General features: G+C 70.0%; 17 protein-coding genes and 3 pseudogenes. 10 read left to right on the top strand and 10 right to left on the bottom strand.

The annotated features are described in order from the left end of the window. Positions 1-45: 45 nt before the first annotated feature. Entirely contained in the window at positions 46-1,143 is a 1,098-nt protein-coding gene (locus ACQEU8_RS20550; RefSeq protein ID WP_433103133.1) for a winged helix DNA-binding domain-containing protein, read from the bottom strand. A 416-nt stretch (positions 1,144-1,559) separates the two neighbouring features. Between ACQEU8_RS20550 and ACQEU8_RS20545 the strand changes: the two genes are divergently transcribed. After that, positions 1,560-1,970, top strand: a complete 411-nt coding sequence (locus ACQEU8_RS20545; RefSeq protein WP_433103131.1) for an SRPBCC family protein — start codon at positions 1,560-1,562, stop codon at positions 1,968-1,970. Positions 1,971-2,100: 130 nt separating this feature from the next. Continuing rightward, complete coding sequence (locus ACQEU8_RS20540; protein ID WP_433103129.1) at positions 2,101-3,510, top strand: TerD family protein; 1,410 nt, start codon at positions 2,101-2,103, stop codon at positions 3,508-3,510. 120 nt (positions 3,511-3,630) lie between these two features. On the opposite strand, the gene ACQEU8_RS20535 is transcribed toward ACQEU8_RS20540, so the two are convergent. After that, positions 3,631-4,089 (bottom strand): MarR family winged helix-turn-helix transcriptional regulator, encoded by a 459-nt coding sequence (locus ACQEU8_RS20535; RefSeq protein WP_433103127.1) that lies wholly within the window; start codon positions 4,087-4,089, stop codon positions 3,631-3,633. 221 nt (positions 4,090-4,310) lie between these two features. On the opposite strand from ACQEU8_RS20535, the gene ACQEU8_RS20530 reads away from it, so the two are divergent. From ACQEU8_RS20530 to ACQEU8_RS20520, 3 genes are all read left to right on the top strand, one after another. Continuing rightward, entirely contained in the window at positions 4,311-4,928 is a 618-nt protein-coding gene (locus ACQEU8_RS20530) for a TetR/AcrR family transcriptional regulator (RefSeq protein ID WP_433103125.1), read from the top strand. Positions 4,929-4,983: 55 nt separating this feature from the next. Beyond that, positions 4,984-5,523: an SRPBCC family protein gene (locus ACQEU8_RS20525; RefSeq protein WP_433103123.1), complete on the top strand. Its 540-nt coding sequence runs from the start codon at positions 4,984-4,986 to the stop codon at positions 5,521-5,523. Between the two features lie 195 nt (positions 5,524-5,718). Beyond that, positions 5,719-6,168 (top strand): glycine-rich domain-containing protein, encoded by a 450-nt coding sequence (locus ACQEU8_RS20520; RefSeq protein ID WP_433103121.1) that lies wholly within the window; start codon positions 5,719-5,721, stop codon positions 6,166-6,168. 180 nt (positions 6,169-6,348) lie between these two features. On the opposite strand, the gene ACQEU8_RS20515 is transcribed toward ACQEU8_RS20520, so the two are convergent. Further along, positions 6,349-7,038, bottom strand: a complete 690-nt coding sequence (locus ACQEU8_RS20515) for a DUF6882 domain-containing protein (protein WP_433103119.1) — start codon at positions 7,036-7,038, stop codon at positions 6,349-6,351. 174 nt (positions 7,039-7,212) lie between these two features. Between ACQEU8_RS20515 and ACQEU8_RS20510 the strand changes: the two genes are divergently transcribed. Then, entirely contained in the window at positions 7,213-7,341 is a 129-nt protein-coding gene (locus ACQEU8_RS20510; protein ID WP_433103117.1) for a hypothetical protein, read from the top strand. A 202-nt stretch (positions 7,342-7,543) separates the two neighbouring features. Beyond that, positions 7,544-8,093 (top strand): annotated as a pseudogene (locus tag ACQEU8_RS20505) (GNAT family N-acetyltransferase). A gap of 133 nt (positions 8,094-8,226) precedes the next feature. Here ACQEU8_RS20505 and ACQEU8_RS20500 read toward each other — a convergent pair. The 5 genes and pseudogenes from ACQEU8_RS20500 to ACQEU8_RS20480 all read right to left on the bottom strand — a co-directional run. Next, entirely contained in the window at positions 8,227-9,156 is a 930-nt protein-coding gene (locus ACQEU8_RS20500) for an ADP-ribosylglycohydrolase family protein (RefSeq protein WP_433108606.1), read from the bottom strand. 198 nt (positions 9,157-9,354) lie between these two features. Then, positions 9,355-9,810 (bottom strand): VOC family protein, encoded by a 456-nt coding sequence (locus ACQEU8_RS20495; protein WP_433103115.1) that lies wholly within the window; start codon positions 9,808-9,810, stop codon positions 9,355-9,357. 217 nt (positions 9,811-10,027) lie between these two features. Next, entirely contained in the window at positions 10,028-11,689 is a 1,662-nt protein-coding gene (locus ACQEU8_RS20490) for an amidohydrolase (RefSeq protein ID WP_433108604.1), read from the bottom strand. Continuing rightward, positions 11,686-12,336 (bottom strand): hypothetical protein, encoded by a 651-nt coding sequence (locus tag ACQEU8_RS20485; RefSeq protein WP_433108973.1) that lies wholly within the window; start codon positions 12,334-12,336, stop codon positions 11,686-11,688. Before ACQEU8_RS20485 ends, ACQEU8_RS20490 begins: the two co-directional genes overlap by 4 nt. Positions 12,337-12,535: 199 nt before the next feature. After that, positions 12,536-13,189 (bottom strand): annotated as a pseudogene (locus tag ACQEU8_RS20480) (amino acid permease); the annotation flags it as partial. A 384-nt stretch (positions 13,190-13,573) separates the two neighbouring features. Between ACQEU8_RS20480 and ACQEU8_RS20475 the strand changes: the two are divergent. The 3 genes and pseudogenes from ACQEU8_RS20475 (at position 13,574) to ACQEU8_RS20465 (ending at position 15,607) form a co-directional block, all read left to right on the top strand. Further along, the gene (locus ACQEU8_RS20475) at positions 13,574-14,299 is read left to right on the top strand and encodes a TetR/AcrR family transcriptional regulator (RefSeq protein WP_433103113.1); all 726 of its coding nucleotides are present in this window, start codon (positions 13,574-13,576) and stop codon (positions 14,297-14,299) included. Positions 14,300-14,431: 132 nt separating this feature from the next. Continuing rightward, positions 14,432-14,596, top strand: a pseudogene (locus ACQEU8_RS20470) (SAM-dependent methyltransferase); the annotation flags it as partial. A 90-nt stretch (positions 14,597-14,686) separates the two neighbouring features. Beyond that, positions 14,687-15,607: an aldo/keto reductase gene (locus ACQEU8_RS20465; protein ID WP_433103111.1), complete on the top strand. Its 921-nt coding sequence runs from the start codon at positions 14,687-14,689 to the stop codon at positions 15,605-15,607. Here the strand turns inward: ACQEU8_RS20465 and ACQEU8_RS20460 are convergent. Together ACQEU8_RS20460 and ACQEU8_RS20455 are read right to left on the bottom strand one after the other, a co-directional pair. Further along, complete coding sequence (locus ACQEU8_RS20460) at positions 15,574-16,725, bottom strand: SagB/ThcOx family dehydrogenase (RefSeq protein ID WP_433103109.1); 1,152 nt, start codon at positions 16,723-16,725, stop codon at positions 15,574-15,576. The two genes, ACQEU8_RS20465 and ACQEU8_RS20460, sit on opposite strands and share 34 nt — an antisense overlap. Before the next feature lie 214 nt (positions 16,726-16,939). Continuing rightward, a complete protein-coding gene (locus ACQEU8_RS20455; RefSeq protein WP_433103107.1) occupies positions 16,940-17,764 on the bottom strand; it encodes a class I SAM-dependent DNA methyltransferase in 825 nt (274 codons plus the stop codon). Positions 17,765-17,856 lie beyond the last annotated feature (92 nt).

The following is a 17,856-nucleotide window of genomic DNA, read 5'->3' as shown; positions in this document are numbered from 1 at the left end:
CTGGGCGGCTCGGCCCGGGCCTTTCCGTGGCCTCCCGGGCGGGCGTCAGCTGGGCGACGCGGCGATCTGGACGCGGTCGCTGTCGTTGTCGGAGAGGAACGACGCCAGCGCCCGGCCCTCCTCGGCGACGGCGGCGCGGTCGGTGCGGGAGAAGCGGCGCAGCGGGGTGACCAGCACGGTGCCGGCCTCGACGGTCCAGGTCGCGGCGACCCGGCCGTCGACCAGGACAACGCGAGCACCGGCGACCGACAGACCGCGATGCTCGTCGTCGATGATCCGGCTGCGGTCGTGGTAGCCGAGGATCGCGTTGTCGAACGCGGGAAGGAACCGCACCGGGGCGGGGGTGTCGGGGTCGGGGCGCGGCGCGTCGGGCAGCTCCAACAGTTCGCGGCCACGCTCGTCGCGGAAGGTGATCAGCTCCTCCCGTATCGCGGCGACCGCGGCCGGCAAGCCCGCGAGACCGCACCAGGCGCGCAGATCGGCCGAGGCGGCAGGGCCGAACGCAGCCAGATAGCGCCGTATCAGCGCCTGGCCCACAGGATCAGCGGCGTCGGGGGACAGGGGGTCGACCTCACGCCCCAGCCATGAGGACAGCAGGACATTGCGCACCCCTGCCTTCGTGCGCCAGATCCCGCGCGGTGGCAGCTGCGCCACCGGGACCGCCGCGATCAGCATCTCGCTCAGCGCCCGCGGCCCCGGCGTCGGCCAGCGCTCGGCGAGCGCCCGCGCGAGCTCGGTCATCGTGCGGGGTTCGCCGTCGGCCAGCACCGCCCGCCCTGCTGCGGCGAGCTCGTCGAGATCCGTCCCGGCGAGCTCGCGGCGGTAGACCCCGAGCACCCGTTGGCGCAGCATGGCGTCGTGCCGGGCCCGCCAGGCCAGTACGTCGTCGGCGGTGACGAGGTGGACGGTACGGCGCATGAGGTGTGTGCGTACCACGCTCCGGCCCGTCAGCAGATCCGAAAGTGTCGCAGGATCGAACGCCCGCACCCGCGACCAGAGCCCGACGAACGGTTCCTGCGGTTCCTGCGCTTGCAGCCCGCCGAGGTGCGCGACGGCGTCCAGGACCGGTATGTCGGCCCGATCGAGCAGCAACTGCCGGGCGAGCGTCGCGCGGTTGAGCGCCCGGTTGTCGAGAACGGTCACCGTTGACACGCCGCGCCGCCGGGGCCCTTGTCGGCCGGTCGTCGGCGCGGTGGCGCGGGTGTGGGGGCCGGTGGCTCGCAGGACACGTCGAGTGGGCCGGTGTCGGTTCCGGGAAGCGCGATCACGTCGCTCCTGTCGAGAATGCCGTCGTGGAGGATGGTGGCGCCGTCGGCGGGCCGTTGGGCTGAACGGGCGAACTGCTCGACACCGCCGAGCGTTCGCGTGCCGGTCAGGTGGTTGGCGCCCGGTCCGTCCGACGGCGGGAACGTTCCGGCTTTACGGAAGCGACCGACGAGCAGACCCGTCCCGAGTAGACCCGCCCCGGGCGGGCTCGCACAAGTGTACCCATCCGTCGTGCGTCTGCCGTGTCCGATTCGTTCAAGAGGACGGTGACTGCGCCCCGTTACCGTCACGGCATGAACGCCACCGGCAAAGAATCCCGCCACGTCAGTGTCTTCATCGACCGCCCTGTCGAGGATGTCTACGCCTACGCCGCCGACCCCGCGAACTGGCCCGCCTGGGCCCATGGACTGGGGCGTTCCATCGAGAAGATCGACGGTCAGTGGGTCGCGGAGTCCTCCCCCATGGGGCGGGTGCTGATCGCCTTCGCGCCCGGCAACAAGCTGGGTGTGCTCGACCACGACGTCACGCTGCCCTCCGGGAAGACCATCTACAACCCCGTCCGCGTGATCGCCGACGGAACCGGAAGCGAGGTGGTGTTCACCCTGCGCCGACAGCCGGAGATGAGCGACGCCGACTTCCGGCGGGACGCCGACATGGTCGCCGCCGACCTGACCCGGCTCAAGGAATTGATGGAGACTGCCTAGGAACGGCCCCTGCAAGCGCGCGGGGATGCCCAAAAACCGGCCGTTGGCCACTGAGTGGACCGGCGGTGCTGTGCGGATCCTCAACACCTAAGCTTCGTGGGGTTGAAAGGCCACGGAGGGGAAGCGCCACATGTCGTTGCAAAAGGGTGCCAATGTACTGGTGCCGACTGCCAGGGTCCGGGTGGAGTTGGGTTGGCAGGGAGGGCCGGGTGTGCCCGATGTCGACGCGTCGGTGTTGTTGCTGACGGTGACCGGCAAGGTGCGGTCGGATGACGACTTCGTGTTCTACAACCAGCCCGTCCATCGCAGTGGTGCGGTGCGTCAAGAGGGGAAGCGCCAGGAGGGCACGGGCGCGCTCGAGACGATCGCGGTGGACCTGTCCGCGGTCGAGCAGGAGATAGCGACCGTGGTGGTCGCGGCTTCCACCGACGGCACGTTCGGTCAGGTGCCCGGCCTGTTCGTACGCGTGCTGGACGCGGAGAGCGGCGCGGAGACGGCGCGATTCGACGCCGCCGGTGCCACGTCGGAGACGGCGTTCGTGCTCGGGGAGCTGTACCGGCGGAATGACGCCTGGAAGTTCCGAGCCGTGGGCCAGGGATACTCCTCCGGCCTGGAAGGGCTCGCCACCGACTTCGGTATCACCGTCGAGGAGGAGCCCGCCTCGCCCCCGCCTGCGCAGCAGGCCGCACCTCCGCCGCCCGCACCGTCCGTGCCTGCGCAGCAGGCCGCGCCTGCACCGCCTGTACCGCCTGCACCGTCCGTGCCCGCGCAGTACGCCGCGCCTGCGCCGCCTCCGCCCGCGCCTGCCCCTGCGCCGATGCAGCAGCCCGCGCCCATGCAGCAGCCTGTGCCTCCGCAGGCTCCGCCGGCTGCGCCGATGCAGCAGCCCGCGCCTGCGCCGCCGGTGAGTCTGACGAAGATCACGCTGACGAAGGCAGCGCCCGCGGTGTCACTGACCAAGCAGGGCGCCACCTCAGGAGCCATGCGGGTCAATCTCTCGTGGAGCGCTCGCAAGCAGCGTGGCTGGATGAAGAAGGGGAAGGGTGCCGTCCGGCTGGAGGACCTCGACTTGGACCTCTCCTGTCTGTGGGAGTTGCAGAACGGCGACAAGGGGATCATCCACCCCATCAACAACCGCTTCGGCTCGTTCGACCAGCCGCCCTACGTCCGGCTGGACCAGGACGACCGGACCGGATCCAGTGCGGCCGGTGAGAACCTCGTGATCAACCTTGATCACACGGCGGAGATCAAGCGCCTCCTGGTGTTCGTGGTCGTCTACGCCGGTGCGTCCAGCTTCGCGGGCCTGGACGGGGTCGCCACCCTGTATCCGCCGAGCGGTCCGCCCATCGAGATGCGGCTGGACGAGTGCACCGTTCCTTCGCCGGTCGCTGCCGTCGCGCTGATCGAGAACGTGGGTGGGGAACTGATCGTCCGGCGGGAGGCGAAGTACATCGTGCTGCGGCCCGGCATCATGAAGCAGCAGGCCGTGGATCTGGAGTACGGCTGGGGGATGACCTGGAACGCGGCCGGTAAGAGCTGACCCTGCACGACCGCTCGATCTGGGGGAGGGCGCACCGCCGCGCCCTCCCCCAGGCGCACCCCCCCCGCCGGCCTCCTGCCCAACTCACCAGAGCGGATGCGGCCATCGTGTTCGGCGTTCTCAGTGGTGCCAGGCTTGCCCGCCCGTGTTGTGGATGAAGCGCTGCAGCACCTTGAGCGTGGTCAGGTACTCCTCGTCGGAGATCCCCGCGTGCCGTTCCGCCCACAACTCGTCCTGGAGGGCCGCGGCCTTGTCGTAGAAGGCCCTGCCTTCCGCTGTGATGCCCAGGCGTCCCTCGGCGTCCTCGGTGATCCAGCCTTGGGCGATGGTGTGGTCGATCTCCGACTCCATGGCTTCGGGGCCCGTGTCGAGATAGTTACGGAGCAGGCGGGACACCTCGTCGCGGGTTCTGACGGTGTCGGCACGCGCGATCTGCGCGAGCACCCACCACTGCGGCTGGGTGGTGCCGATCTCGGCGAGCGCGGCCCTGGTGCGAGTGACGACGGCCTTGTAGGCCGCCCAACTCCAGTAGCCGATGGGCTGCTGTATCAGTTCGGCGTCGCCGTGCGAGTACTCCATGATCGGTCCCTCCGCCTTTGCTGAGCTCGTTCGACGGAACCGACCGTAGAAGTTGAACCTCAGTTGAAGTCAATCGCGTTCGATCAGCGCGGCGATCCCAGGCGACCCCAACGACCCCAGCGACGGATTCGCGCTGTCGAACGGACCACGGCCGGCAGTCCGCTAGCGGCGGCTCCGGTGCGCCGGGCACCCGCGTGGCCGCGTGTGGTAGCACTGCGTACATGACGGGCAAGCCTGCTGAACGCGCTGGTTATCACCATGGCGACCTCCCCGCCGCGCTCACCGCCGCGGCCATCGAGCTGCTGGACGAGCGCGGGATGGAGCATGTGACGGTACGTGAAGTAGCGCGCCGCGCAGGGGTGTCGCCGGGGGCGCCGTTCCGGCACTTCGCTGACCGGCAGGCGCTGCTGACAGCGGTCGCCGATCGCATCCTGGCCGACTTCGGGGAGTGGCAGCTCGGCATGGTGGCCGATGTCGAGGGTTCTGTGATGCGCGCCTTCGGCCTCGGTTTCGTACGTTTCGCGATCCGCCACCCGCGCCGCTTCGAGCTGATCAAGAGCAGGGTGTTCGGCGGCAGTCAGCCCGCAGAACTGCACCAGCGTCTCTCCGACATCGAGCGCGTCTTCACCGACATCATCGTCGCCGACCAGCAGGCCGGTGTGCTGCGTCCCGGCGACCCGGCGATCGTGGGCCTCGCGGGGCAGGCAGTCGTCTACGGCCTGGCGCAGATGATCACCGACGGGCATCTGCCGGCGGACCGGGCGGAGGAACTGGCCGAGCAGGTTTTGGACACCTTCGGCCTCGGCATCGCCAACTCACCCGATCACACGGGGGATTGACCCCGCTACGGAGCCGCTGATGTAATCGGTGATTACATCAGTCGAGGAGGCTCCCATGCCCGTACCGCGCCTGCCCCGCATCCCGCGCTTCCCGGACCCCGCGGCCACCGGCACGGTGTTCATCAGGGCGGCCCCGGCTGATGCGTACCGCGTGGTCAGCGATCCGCCCGTCATGATCCGTCTCGGCGAAGAGGCCCATCGTGTCCGCTGGCTGGACGGCGCGACGGCGCCGGCGGTGGGCGCGCGCTTCCGCGGCCACAACCGCAACGGGTTCCGCCGCTGGGTCACCAACTGCCGTGTCACGGACGCCGATCCGCACCGGTGTTTCGCCTACGAGGTGACGGCACCGCTCGGTGTCCGCATCTCCCGCTGGCAGTACGACATCGCGCCCACGCCGCAGGGCTGCGCCGTGACCGAGACCAACTGGCTGCGGGTGCCGCTGTGGTTCATCCCGTTCGCGATCCTGATCACCGGCGTCATCGACCGTATCGGCACCAACAACGCCAACATCGGAACCACACTTCAGCGCCTCAAGCGCCACCTCGAGTCACCCACGCGCCCGCCCGGTGCGGCGGACAGCCCGGAGCGCACGTAGTCGACGGCGAGTGGGGTGACCGGACGAAGAGCCCCCGCCCCGGCCGGATCGATCCTGACAGGTTGAACGGCCGAGGCGGGCGCCCGGAGAGAACACACCAGGAAAGAGGACACGCACATGCACGATGTACGCGGATTACTCGCTCCCGACGCGTTCAGGGGTGTCGTAGCCACAGTCATGGACAACAACCCCGGCATGGCTGAGCCTACGGCCAGGCGCGTCGTGGATGAAGCCCTGAAGTTCGTCGTGGCCGCCGCGAAGTTCCCCACGACGTCCATCCGGCCGTCGCGCCTGGTCGACGAGGGGTGGCACGCCCTCATCCTGCACACGGCGCTGTACGCCAAACTGTGCGGTCGGCTGGGGAAGTTCGTACACCACCATCCCGACGGACCGGGCAGTCCGGATCACGCCCCGGACGCGCACCTGCGCACCGTGGCCCTGATCGAGGAGGCCGGGTTCAGCGCGGACAAGGAGCTGTGGACGGTGACGGCGAACCCGCCGGTCCCGGTTGGGGCGGGGCGCCGCCGGAAGCGGGGGACCGATCATCCCGACGGTGGCTGTTCCACTTCCTCCTGTGGCTCTTCCTGTGGCTCGTCCTGTGGTTCTTCGTGCGGGTCCTCGTGTGGTGGGGGAGGGGGCGACTAGGGCTTGCCCCCCGAAGGGGCGCGGGGGCTGCGCGCTTTCGGCAGGGCCACCTTGACGTTGGTTGATGCGCGTCGTTGACCGACGCACAGCGGGGCGCGGACGGCCGGTGGGTCGACTCGGGGCGACCCCACCGCCGTCCGCGCCCACCAGCACGTTGCCGGGGGCCCGCCGTAGCCTGGCTCAGGGCTGAACCTTGGCCCCTACGCCTGCGATCCGGCCGGACGCATCGAAGTCGACCTCGACAGCGTGGCCGCCGGGCAGGTCGGCGACGATCCGGTCGCCCTCGACGCGCTGCGGCACGCCGTGGTGGTCGAAGTACCCGCTGACGACCTGCCGGGCCGAGTACCCGATCAGTCCGGCACCGGTGAGCAGTGTCCGCGGCAGCGTGACCGGATCCGGACCGATGCGGGGGACCTGCGTGTCGTCGGGCAGGAAGTAGACCTGCGTGGCCGGTCCCGCCGGAACACCGATGTACCCCGGTGCCTCGGCGACCCCCATCCCGGTGAAGGCGAGCATCTCCGCCGCGCGCCGCGGGTCCGCGAAGCCGGAGAGATCCAGGACCTCCGCAGTCAGTTCGGCGATGCCGTGCGTGAGTCCGTACCGCTGGACCGCGGCCGCCAGGGCAACCACCTCGGTGCCCTGGAGACCCGGGTTCGCCCAGCCCCACATCCAGGACTGCTCGTCCATGTCATATGTGCCCAGCACGCCTACGTGCAGCTCCAGTTCGCCCTGCTGATACCGGCAGGACGGCAGGTCGGCGGTCCACGGCCCGTCCGGCAGGAACGCGGTCAGGGCCTCGAGTTGGGCTGCACCCCACGCGGCATGCCGTTCGGCCTCCAGGAGGAAGGCATCGCTGAATTCACTCGCCATGCCCCGACCCTATGGGGCCGCCGCGATCCCACTTCGGGCAGGGTCGGTCGGCGCGAACACGTTCTGCTCGTGCGGTGGGCCCTGTTCTCGTGCGGTGAGCCCTGTTGCTGCGCCCTCCCGGTGCAGCAGGGTGGTCCAGCGGCTGGCGGCACCATCGCGTGGGAGCTGCCGAAAGTGGGCGAACGGTCTGCGGTGGCCGATGAGTTCTTCGGCCCCGACGTGGCCGAGTCGTTCCGTACGTCAGGGGGCACCGGGCCGCCGGCCGCGCGGCAGTGGCATGACTTCACCGCCGAACCCGGGTGATCTCCTGGTGGAGAAGTCCGCTGCCAGCGCGTTCTTCCCGGGACGCTGCGTGCTGCCGGAGCTGTTGAAAGACCGCCGGGGCGACACCGTCCTGATCACCGGCACAGTCACCAACGTGTGCTGTGCCTTCCCCCCCCGAGGGCCATCTGCACATACGGCGCAGGTCGGACCACCCTCACGGACTTGCGATAGGTTCCCCGCCATGACTGGACTCGGACCCGTCGCCTGGCCACCCGCACCGATATGGACCGAACGGCTCGTGCTCCGAGAGTCCGAGGCCCGGGACCGTGCGGCGTTCATCGAGTTGTTCGCCTCGCCAGAAGTGGGCACCTACATCGGCGGCCCTCGACCGCGTGATGAGCTCGAACGCGCGGTGCCCGAGGTGCCCGGGCGGCGCCCTGGCCTTTTCGTAATCGACCTCGAAGGAGCGATGATCGGCATGATCACGCTCGATCGGCGCGATGCGGAGCGTCCAGGTCATGTCCGTCCGTACGCCGGGCAGGCCGCGGCTCGGTTACCTGTTCCTGCCTGAAGCGTGGGGACGCGGGTACGCCACCGAGGCGTGCGCAGCAGTACTCGACTGGTTCGCCGACGTACTCCCCAGCGAGCCGGTGGTGCTCTGCACCCAGACCGCCAACGACCGCGCGATGCGCCTCGCGGCGAAGCTGGGATTCACCGAGGTGGAGCGGTTCGAGGAGTACGGCGCCGAGCAGTGGCTCGGCGTGTGGCCCTCGTGCATGCCGTCCGGTTGAGCCCGGATGGCCGGCAAGGAGTGTGCCTTGTCCGCCGGCGCCAAGTGGAAGGTCGGCGCCAGCGGCTGTCGGCGGGCAGGCGGGCACGCGTGACAAGCCGCGAGCTGATGGCACAGCCCCACCACCGGCTCTGTCAGTCCAGGCCGGCCCCGAGGTGGTGCCCGAGATCGATCAGATCGGCAAGCCGCAGCACCCGTCCGCCGGCCCCTGGCAGGGGGACGTGCAAGGGCTCAGTCCAGCGGGCAGGGATCGCCTCCAATCCGTAGTACGCGCCAGCGAGACCTCCGGTAACCGCGGCGACAGTGTCTGTATCACCGCCGACGTCAATCGCAGCACGAATGGCGTCCTCGAAGCTGGTTGTGCTGCGCAGAGCCCAGACCGCCGACCCGAGGCAGGGCCATATTGCGCCGTTGAACTCGGTTGCCTGATCGGGATGCCAGTCAGGAGCGAGGACTGTGGCATATCGCCGGCGGTGGTCGGGATGGACGAGATCCAGAACGTCAGAAGTGGCGCCGAGGGGGTCGACGCCTGCCAGGCTGTGGCGAATGAGTTCGTGGAATATCGCGGTACCTTCCCAGGCGGCGCGGTCACCGTGGGTAAGGGCAGCGATGCGCCGGGCGGCATTCATCGTGGCCGACTGGCCGGCCTGTGAGAAATAGACCGCAGATGTCGATGCCCTCATCAATGAGCCGTTGCCGGCTGCTCGCTGGTTGACTTGGAAATGAACTGCGGCGGCCAGATCCCACGGCATGCCGTTTGTCAGCACGTCCTCGGTCTGCAGCCCGATGTCTTTGGGGTCGGCTGCCGCCCACCGCTGGAAGCGGGCGAAGATGTCCGGCAAGTCCAGTCCACCGCGCTGTAGCAGCGACTCCCCGACAAGTACGGCCATCTGCGTGTCGTCCGTGGCCTCGCCCGGTTCCCAACCACCGCCTCCGCACATTTCCCCACCGCACCCTGGCTCCGGGAACCGGGCAGAGAACGCCCCTCGGGGACCGAACTCGAAAGGCGCTCCCAACGCGTCGCCCACCGCCGAGCCGACGACCGTCGCGACGGCTCGCTCCATACGCTTCACCCACGCAGGCTATCGGCGTCAGACGAGAGCACCGCCATTTCTTCTCCCATCTGCTGGAGCCCAGGCGGCTTTCGTCGCGCTACCCGCGCGGTGGCCACGAGGTACGGGAAGCTCTCCGTCCGCTACGAGGCGGCCGTGCTGGTCGCAGCCGTGAACGAGTGGCTGTGACCAGCACCGTCACAACGGCCCTCAGACGACGTCGAATTCGTTGCCCTCTGGGTCCTGCATGGCGGCGGCGTAGAACCCTATGTCCGGCTCATCCTTGATCCGCAGCACGGTGGCACCAGCTTTGACCAGCCGTTCCACCGTGGCCTTGACCCGCTGTGTGCGGACGTCCAGTGGGACGTCACGGCCCCCACCGACCTTCAGGTCGAAGTGCCACCGGTTCTTGGCGACCTTCGGCTCCGGAACCTGCTGGAACCACACCCTCGGGCCACGTCCCGCGGGATCGATGATCGACTCCGGAACATCCCCGGCACCGGCCGACAACTCTGCCTCGGGCACCCCCACCGCCGCCCAGTAAGCACGCCACGTGGCGTGCCCGCCCGGCGGAGGCTCAGGCACGTAGCCCAGCGCCTCGGCCCAGAAAGTCACCATTCTCTGCGGATCGGAGCAGTCGATCGTCAACTGCATAGTCATCTCCATGCTCGGAGCATCCCAGGCAGGTCTGACAGACGATCCACTTTCGCAACCGGCCCCGCGCCCCGTCAGGGGCGCGGGGAACTGCGCGACCAGCCTGGGGGGTACCTCCCTGCTCGAAGAGCTTGGGGGAGCACCCGCACCCCGCAAGCGTCGGGCAGCGGCACCCCTGACCGGACCAACGGAGAGCGCCCGGCAAGAGCCCGCCAGCGGCAACGCCCCGTCACGCGTCGTGCGCGGCGTACACCCGCTCGCCGCCCACATACGTCTCCAGCACACGGGCCTCCGCAATCTCCTCCGCGGGGCGGTCGAAGATGTCGCGGTCCAGCACCGCGAGGTCGGCGAGGCCGCCCACCCGGAGGGAGCCGGTGTCGTCGAGGTGCTGCACATACGCGCTGCCCGCCGTGTACGCGGCCAGCGCGGAGCCGAGGTCGATGCGTTGCTCGGGTAGGAAGACGGGGGTCGTCGCGGCCGCGTCGGGAAGCCGCCGGTTGACGGCGACGTGGAGCGCGGCGAGCGGATCCGGGCTGGATACGGGCCAGTCGCTGCCCGCCGCGAGGGTCGCCCCGCTGCGCAGCAGATCCCCGAACGGGTACTGCTGTGCGGCGCGTTCGGGCGCGAGGAAGGGGATGGTGAGCTCGTCCATCTGCGGCTCGTGCGCCGCCCACAGCGCCTGGATGTTGGCGGTCGCCCCGAGCCGGCGGAACCGGGGCACGTCGTCGGGGTGGACGACCTGGAGGTGGGCGAGGTGCGGCCGGTTGCCGCTCCAGCCGTTGGCCAGCCGTGCGGCTTCGACCGCGTCCAGTGCTTCTCGTACTGCCCGGTCGCCCAGCGCGTGGAAGTGCACCTGGAAGCCCTCGGCGTCGAGGTGGGTCACATAGGTGCGCAGCCGCTCCGGGGGGATGAAGGAGATTCCGCTGTTGTCCGAGGCACAGCCGCACCCGGTCAGATACGGCCCGAGCATCGCCGCGGTGTGGTTCTCCGCGATCCCGTCCTGCATGATCTTGACGGTACCGACCCGCAGCCGCCCGAGGGTCAACGCCGCGGCGCGCTCCCGCAGTTCGGGCAGTTGCTCCAGGCCGCGGGCCCGGTCCCACCACAGGGCGCCGGTGACCCGGGCGGTCAGCAGCCCACGGCGGGCGGCGTCCGCGTAGGCGGGGGAGGGGTCGTGCATGCCGGCGTGGTTGCCCAGCAGCGCGTCCTGCCAGGCGGTGACGCCGTAGGAGTGCAGCAGTCGCTGGGCGCGCAGCAGTCCTGCGGTGAGCTCCTCCGGCGCCGGGTCAGGAACCGCCGAGGCGACCAGCGTCATGGCGCCCTCTTGGAGCATCCCGGTCGGCTCGCCCCGCTCATCACGTTCGATACGTCCGTCGGACGGGTCAGGAGTGGCGGCCGTGACGCCAGCCAACTCCAGCGCCCGGGTGTTGGCCCAGCCGCCGTGGTGGTCGCGGTTGACCAGGTAGACCGGCCGGTCGGGCACCAACTCGTCCAGCAGCGCCCGGGTCGGGGTCCCGCCGGGGAACGCCTCCAGGGACCAGCCGCCGCCGGTGACCCAGGGCGCGTCCGGATGGCTGTCGGCGTACGCGCGGATGCGGCGGCGGTACGCCTCCACCGTGACCGCGCCGGTCAGATCGCACTGGCCCAGCTCCACCCCGCCGCCGACCGCGTGTACATGCGCGTCCTGGAAGCCCGGGATCAGCAACTTGCCCGCGAGGTCGACAACTTCGGTGCGCGGCCCGATCAACTCCCGTACTTCGTCGTGCCCGACGGCGACGATGCGTCCTTCGCGCACCGCCAGCGCGCTCGCCCGGCTGCGGGCCGGGTCGACGGTGTGCACGGGGCCGCCGGCCAGAACGAGGTCGGCCGAAGCCGGCTGCGGGCGGGTCATGAGGGGGCTCCTTTCCGAGGGGCGGATGAGGGTGCGGGTGCGGATTCCGCGACGGCGACGGCCGCCGGGTCCGCTGCGGCGCCGCCGTCGATGGGCAATCCGCCGTCCATGGGCAGTTCGACGGAGTCGGCGTCCGTGCCGCGGCCGGTGGCGAAGTAGGGCGAGCGGCGGCGCCACTTCGCCCAGGCGGCGACGACCAGTCCGGTGGCCAGGAAGAGCCCGGGGACCAGCAGCATGAACCAGCCGTTGTCGGGGCGCGCCGCGAAGTGGTCGCTCATGGTGGCGTAATGGTGCGCGAGGACGGCGCCGAGACCGAAGAGCGCGACGGAGCTGAGCGCCGGGACCACCACCGAGCACAGCGCCTCGACCGGGCCCGCCCGCAGCCGGTGCCGGAAGCGGACCGCGCAGGCCAGCGCGGTGAGCCCGTAGTAGAGGGAGACGAGCAGGCCGATCGAGTTCACGGCCGTGAGGATCATGTCGTTGAGCTCGGGAATACCGAACGCCAGCACGGCCAGCCCCGCCGCGAGAGCCATGATCAGGACCGTCCCGACCGCGGGCGTACCGAAACGGGGGCTCACCCGCGTCCACACCTCGCCCAGCGTACGGTCCCGGCCCATGGCCAGGGCCCCGCGCGCTGTGGGGATCACGCTCGACTGGAGCGAGGCGAACGCGGAGCACTCCCCCAGCCTCCGGCCGGGAGGTGCCCCCAAGCGCCGCCGGCGGCAGCGAAGCCCACGGCTCCGGCGCCAGATGGCTGCCGAGGAAGGTGAGAGCCTGCGGGCCGTGGTGCACCAGTTCCGCGTCGCTCAGTACGCGTTCGAACGCGATCGAGCCGAAGAGGAACAGTCCGAGCACCGACAGCAGTGCGATGAGGCCGCCGCGTGCCGCGTCCCCGGGGTGGTGGGTCTCCTCGGTGACGGAGTACGCCGCGTCCCAGCCCCAGTAGATGAAGACCGCCAGCACCAGGCCCTGGGACAGCGACTCAACGGAGCCGATCGCGAAAGGGTTCAGCCAGGAGAGGGAGAAGCCCTGGTCGCCGACCACGAGCGCCCAGCCGCAGAAGACGAACAGCACCACGTACTCGAAGACGAGCAGCCACAGTTGGAGGCGGGTGGCGGACCGTACCCCGGTCACGGCCGTCAGCGTGACCGCCACCAGCGCGACCAGCCCGACGACGGTGCAGGTCCCGGTGGAGGTGGGATCGAGCGCGACGCCGAACGCGCTGTGCAGCCCCATCTTGTTGAGGAACTGGAGCACCACCGAGCCGGTGACGGCCCCGGTGTACGCCATGAACACCACATTTCCCAGCAGCAGCACCCAGCCGGTCAGAAACCCAGCCCAGGGGCTGAGCGAACGGCCCACCCACACATAGCCGTTGCCGCAGTTGGGCTCGGTGCGGTTCAGCCGCGAGTACGCCACGGCGATGCCGAGGATCGGCAGAAAGGCGAGCAGCAGCAGACCGGGGATCTGCCGCTCGGCACTGGCCGCCAGCGCTCCCATCCCGATGCCGAGGCTCGTCGTGGCCGCCGTGCTGGAGGCGGCGATGGCCATGCCGTCCCGCACCCCGAGAGTGCGCCGCAGGGCGGGTCGCCCGTCGCTTCGCATGGATCTCCTCCTCCGCTCACCGGACACCTCACCGTGCGGCGCGGGCCGCCGGTGTGCGGACGATGAAACAGCCGGCCCAGTCTTACGTCAATGGCGTTGACATAACTTCCTCACGCGACGGGTCGAAGGCCTGGCGCACCGACAGGCCGTACGGGCCCGAGAGCCGGTGGTTAACTTGGGGGATCAGGGCCGGTGGCCTGCTCGCTCCCGCTGGAGCGGGACACCGCTGGCCCGGGAAAGAGCGCTGAACCTCGGGACCAAGCACGGGAAGGGGACGACGTGGTGCCGCACGAGCGCGTCGCATCCGAACGCAAGCGGCGACGTCCGACCAGGTCAGGGGTGGTACTGACGGCCGACATGATCGTCGACAGTGCCCTCGGGCTGATCGAGGAACACGGCGGCGAGGCGCTGACCGTCCGCCGGCTCGGCGCGGCGCTCGGCGCGGACCCCAGCGCCGTCTACCGCTACTTCCGCAACACCGACGACCTCTTCCTCGCCGTGGCTGACCGCCTCATCGGCGAGGCCCTGGAGGGCTTCTCCGCCCAGGGGCCCTGGTCGGAGCGGCTGCGGGAACTGGGGCTCCGCGTCTACCGGTCCGCCCTTCGGCACCCCAGGATCGCCGCGCTGAGCACCAGCCGCGTCACCCGTCGCCCCCACGAGTATCACGCTGTCGATACGGGCATCGGACTGCTGCTGCGCGCCGGCTTCGACGAGGCAGCCGCCGTACGCCACTACCACGCCTTCATCGACACCGTCCTGGGTCACGCCGCTCTGGACGCCGCCGTACTACGGCTGCCGGCCGCCGCTCGCGAGGGTGACGCGCAGGCGTGGCAGGAGGCATACACGCAGCTGCCCGCCGACACCTACCCCCATCTGCACACGGTCCGCGAGGAGTTGCCGACCATGGCCGGCTCCGCGTTCGAAAGCGCCCTGGACCTCCTCCTGGAGGCCCTTGCCGCCCGCGCGACAACCCCCGCCGCCGACGCGGAGCCCCGCCAGGGCTGACGCTGCTCGTCGGAGCCACCTTGGCGGGTGGGCAGGTGCGTCGGCGGCGCACCATCAGGGACCACAGGCTTCAGGAACGGCGCTGGTCGCGGCACGGAATCCCGACTGGCTGCGACTGGTGCTGGTCGACTCATCAGCTTCCACACCCCGCAGGAGATGCTGGCACTGGCCCGGGACGCCGACTTCAAGGACGCTCGGCATGTGTCGGGCACTGTGCTCGCCGAACGGTACTTCGCCGATCGGCCCGACGGCCTTCGCCCGTCCACCGGGGAGGATTTCCTGATGGCCACTACCTGACGCGGTGCCGGGATTTTTTTCAGGGGGAACCGACGCCGTGGCCAACTGAGATGCTGACGTTGCCGTTGAAAGAAGGAGAGAACACAGCACGTGACATCGACTGAGTTTCATTTCAGCGAGGGCTTGCACGTACGGCGCCTCGGGTTCGGGGCCATGCACTTGCCGACCGAGCCGGGGCCGGCGCGTGAGACCTCCCTCGCGGTCGCCCGGCGGGCCGTGGAGCTGGGTGTCACGCTGATCGACACCGCGCATCTGTATGGCGGGGGAGCCAACGAGGAACTGCTGGCCGAGGCCCTGCACCCCTACCCGGACGAGCTGTTGATCACCACCAAGGTCGGTGTCGCCCGATCGGGCCCTGGTGGCGAGTGGAAGCTCGACGGGCGGCCGGCCGTTCTGCGCGATCAGGTCGAGCAGGCCCTGCGCCGACTTCGCGTCGAGCGGATCGAGCTGCTCCAACTGCACCGTATCGACCCGGAGACACCGCTCGCCGACCAACTCGGCACGCTGCGGGACCTGCGGACCGAGGGCAAGATCGGCCGGATCGGGCTGTCCGAGGTCACCGTCGAAGAACTCGGTGAGGCTCGGGAGATCGTCGACATCGCGAGTGTGCAGAACCGCTACAACCTGCTCGACCGCGAGCACGAGCCTGTGCTCGCGGCGTGCGAGGCGGCCGGAATCGCTTTCCTGCCGTGGCGCACTGTGGCCTGGGGGGAGTCGGGGGCGAGGGAGGAGGTCGCTGCCATGGCGTCCGAGCTCGACGCCACACCCACGCAGCTCGCACTCGCCTGGCTCCTCGGCCACTCACCGGTCATCCTCCCGATCCCGGGTACCGCCCGGGTCGACCATCTGGAGGAGAACCTCGCCGCGGAACAGCTCCACCTGACCCCCGCCCACCGCGGTCGCCTGGACCGGCTGGCCGAGCCGGCAGAGGACTTTCGCCTCCGCGAGTGGCACCGGACACGCGGCAGGTCGCTGCTTCAGTGCTCGCGGGGGCGGTGGGGCGGCGTGTAGTGCAGGGGGCGGTCCAGCGTCGTCCGGCTGAAGGTCTCCGTGGTCGCGGCTCGGCGCGTGACGGGGCTCTCGGTGTCGGAAGGCGTCCCGGCGCCGAGCACGTAGAGCGGGGTGATGGAGGCGCCGTCCAGTCCGAGGCGTTCGGTCATGGCGCTGTCGTCGAACGCGCCGGTCTGGAACGGGCTCAGCCCGAGTGCGGTGGCGGTCAGAACGAAGCTCTGCCCGAAGTGGCCGGCGTTGAGCAGGCAGACACGGTAAGCACGCGGGAAACGGTATTTGACCAGCATCCGCTCCACGACGGCGGCCAGCACCACCACGAAAGAGGCGCCTGCCACCCACTCCTGCCGCCCGCACAGAGAGGCCAGTTCGTCCCCGGAGCAACCCTCGGCCAGGAGTTCCAGGGAGTGCTCCCGGGCGTTGTATTGGTACCACCCTGCATCCGCGCCCGCCACGTCGCGGATGCCGACATACGCCTCCAGCTCCTGGCGTGCTCCGCCGGAGGGGCTGGTGCGACGCATCAGCGCGCCGAAGCCGCCGGCGTCGAGGAAGTCGACCGGGCCGAAGACCGTACTCAAGAGCTTGGTCAGGTCCGGTAGTTCCACTGGATGGGAGCCGAAGGCGCGGTGGGTGCGCCGCTGATAGAGCACCTCGCCCAGCGGCGCGTCCAGAGGGTGGGGGATACGGGGCAGCAGGACGCGGTCCGCTTCCGGGTAGGAGGCGAACACCGCAGGACGGCCGTCTGCAACCAGTTCGTAGCGGTCCTCTCCGGAGAGCTCTTCGTAGGGGCAGTCCTGGGTGGCGTAGTGGAAGAACGACGCTTCGGGCGACCACGGGGCCCAGTGCCGCGCCACTTCCTCGTCGCGCTGGGCCTGCTCGCTGTCCTCGGCCAGGAGGAGGCCGAGCTCCCGTAGCGTGTCGGCGGCGTCGCGGACGCTGCCGGAGTCGTAGGAGGGCAGCTTCTTGGCGGCCTCATCCACCGTGGCCCAGCCACCGAAGGCGGCGAGGATCTCCGCCGTGGCCGGGGGCAGGCTGATGGGGCTGCCGCGGGGGTAGGGGTGGGCGATGAAGTCGTCTTCGTGCCAGTAACAGACCAGGCACCGTGCCCTGCGCAGCCGCATGACCAGGACTCTCCAAGCGGTCATCATGGGTGAGTGAAGGGGCCCGGGCCCGAATGCCCCGGGCCCGGACCCCTTGCAAGGTGCAGGACGGTTACATGTCCCATGTGATAAAGCGGCGGCGGTCCTCCCGCTGGGCCTCCTTGGCCACGATCACGATCTTGCGCATGGTGTCACCCCCTCCCGGATTTGAACCAGCAACGACCACTGCCCCGCCTCACAGAGCCCGGGCAATGGAGTCTTTCCGGGCGACGACCAAACGTTTGCGGTCACACTCCTCGTCGCCCCCGGAGTGGAGTCCGCCACGGTCGATGCCGTAATCGGCCACCTGACTCAAGCCCGCACGGGCAAGCAGGCCCTCGACCTGGGGCGGGGAGAAGTAGGAGAAGGAGTGCAGCGTGCTGGTGCGCCGCCACGTCACACCGTCCACCGTCGCGAAGAGGTCGACGTGCAGGTCCGTCGCCTCCGCCTGCCGCGGGGAAGGCACCCCGCGCTGCACGGTGACGACACCCTCCTCCTCCGTGACGCTTGTGATCTCGGCCAGCCGACGGTAGAACCCGGTGGTGTTGACGTCGAAGATGAACAGCCCACCCGGCCGCAGCAGACGGGCCACGCCGCTGAAGGCAGCCAGCAACTCGTTCTCGTCGGCCAGGTAGTTGAGCGGCTCGCCGAGGGTGACCCCCACGTCGAAGCGCCCCACCCGCGGCAGTTCGCGCAGGTCACCGGCCAGGAACCGCACCTGCCCGGCACCGGGCTTGGCAGCGGCCACCCGGACCATCTCCGGCGACAGGTCGATACCCGTCACCGTGAAACCCGCCGCCGCCAGCCGCAGCGCTGCCTTCCCGGTGCCGCACCCCAGGTCCACCAGCTCCCGCCCCGGCGCACCGTGGCGGTCGATCAGCTTCCGGTATAAGGCGACCCACCTGTCGTAGTCATCGGCCCGCGTTGCGGTGTCGTAGAAGTCCGCCATGCGGTCGTAGGTATCGCGTACCGGATCGACGACCTCGACGACTGCCCGCCCCCGACCACCAGTGCACTTCAACGCCGTTTCCTCCCTCGCGCGGCCGGAAGTCGGAGCTCCCATTGCCAACACACCGACGCTGCCCGGGAGTTGCCGTGTGTAGTCGTTCAGTA

This window comes from Streptomyces sp. CA-250714, from assembly GCF_050936705.1.
Classification (GTDB): Bacteria; Actinomycetota; Actinomycetes; order Streptomycetales; family Streptomycetaceae; genus Streptomyces.
Note: the sequence above shows the minus strand (reverse complement) of the source record. Positions and strands in the feature narration are given on the sequence as shown.

Excerpts from the sequence above, each read along its gene's own strand:
- ACQEU8_RS20545 (WP_433103131.1), top strand. The coding sequence starts at position 1,560 with ATGAACGCCACCGGCAAAGAATCCCGCCACGTCAGTGTCTTCATCGAC.
- ACQEU8_RS20540 (WP_433103129.1), top strand. The coding sequence starts at position 2,101 with ATGTCGTTGCAAAAGGGTGCCAATGTACTGGTGCCGACTGCCAGGGTC.
- ACQEU8_RS20535 (WP_433103127.1), bottom strand. The coding sequence starts at position 4,089 with ATGGAGTACTCGCACGGCGACGCCGAACTGATACAGCAGCCCATCGGC.
- ACQEU8_RS20530 (WP_433103125.1), top strand. The coding sequence starts at position 4,311 with ATGACGGGCAAGCCTGCTGAACGCGCTGGTTATCACCATGGCGACCTC.
- ACQEU8_RS20525 (WP_433103123.1), top strand. The coding sequence starts at position 4,984 with ATGCCCGTACCGCGCCTGCCCCGCATCCCGCGCTTCCCGGACCCCGCG.
- ACQEU8_RS20520 (WP_433103121.1), top strand. The coding sequence starts at position 5,719 with ATGGCTGAGCCTACGGCCAGGCGCGTCGTGGATGAAGCCCTGAAGTTC.
- ACQEU8_RS20515 (WP_433103119.1), bottom strand. The coding sequence starts at position 7,038 with ATGGCGAGTGAATTCAGCGATGCCTTCCTCCTGGAGGCCGAACGGCAT.
- ACQEU8_RS20500 (WP_433108606.1), bottom strand. The coding sequence starts at position 9,156 with ATGGAGCGAGCCGTCGCGACGGTCGTCGGCTCGGCGGTGGGCGACGCG.
- ACQEU8_RS20495 (WP_433103115.1), bottom strand. The coding sequence starts at position 9,810 with ATGGAGATGACTATGCAGTTGACGATCGACTGCTCCGATCCGCAGAGA.
- ACQEU8_RS20490 (WP_433108604.1), bottom strand. The coding sequence starts at position 11,689 with ATGACCCGCCCGCAGCCGGCTTCGGCCGACCTCGTTCTGGCCGGCGGC.
- ACQEU8_RS20460 (WP_433103109.1), bottom strand. The coding sequence starts at position 16,725 with ATGCGGCTGCGCAGGGCACGGTGCCTGGTCTGTTACTGGCACGAAGAC.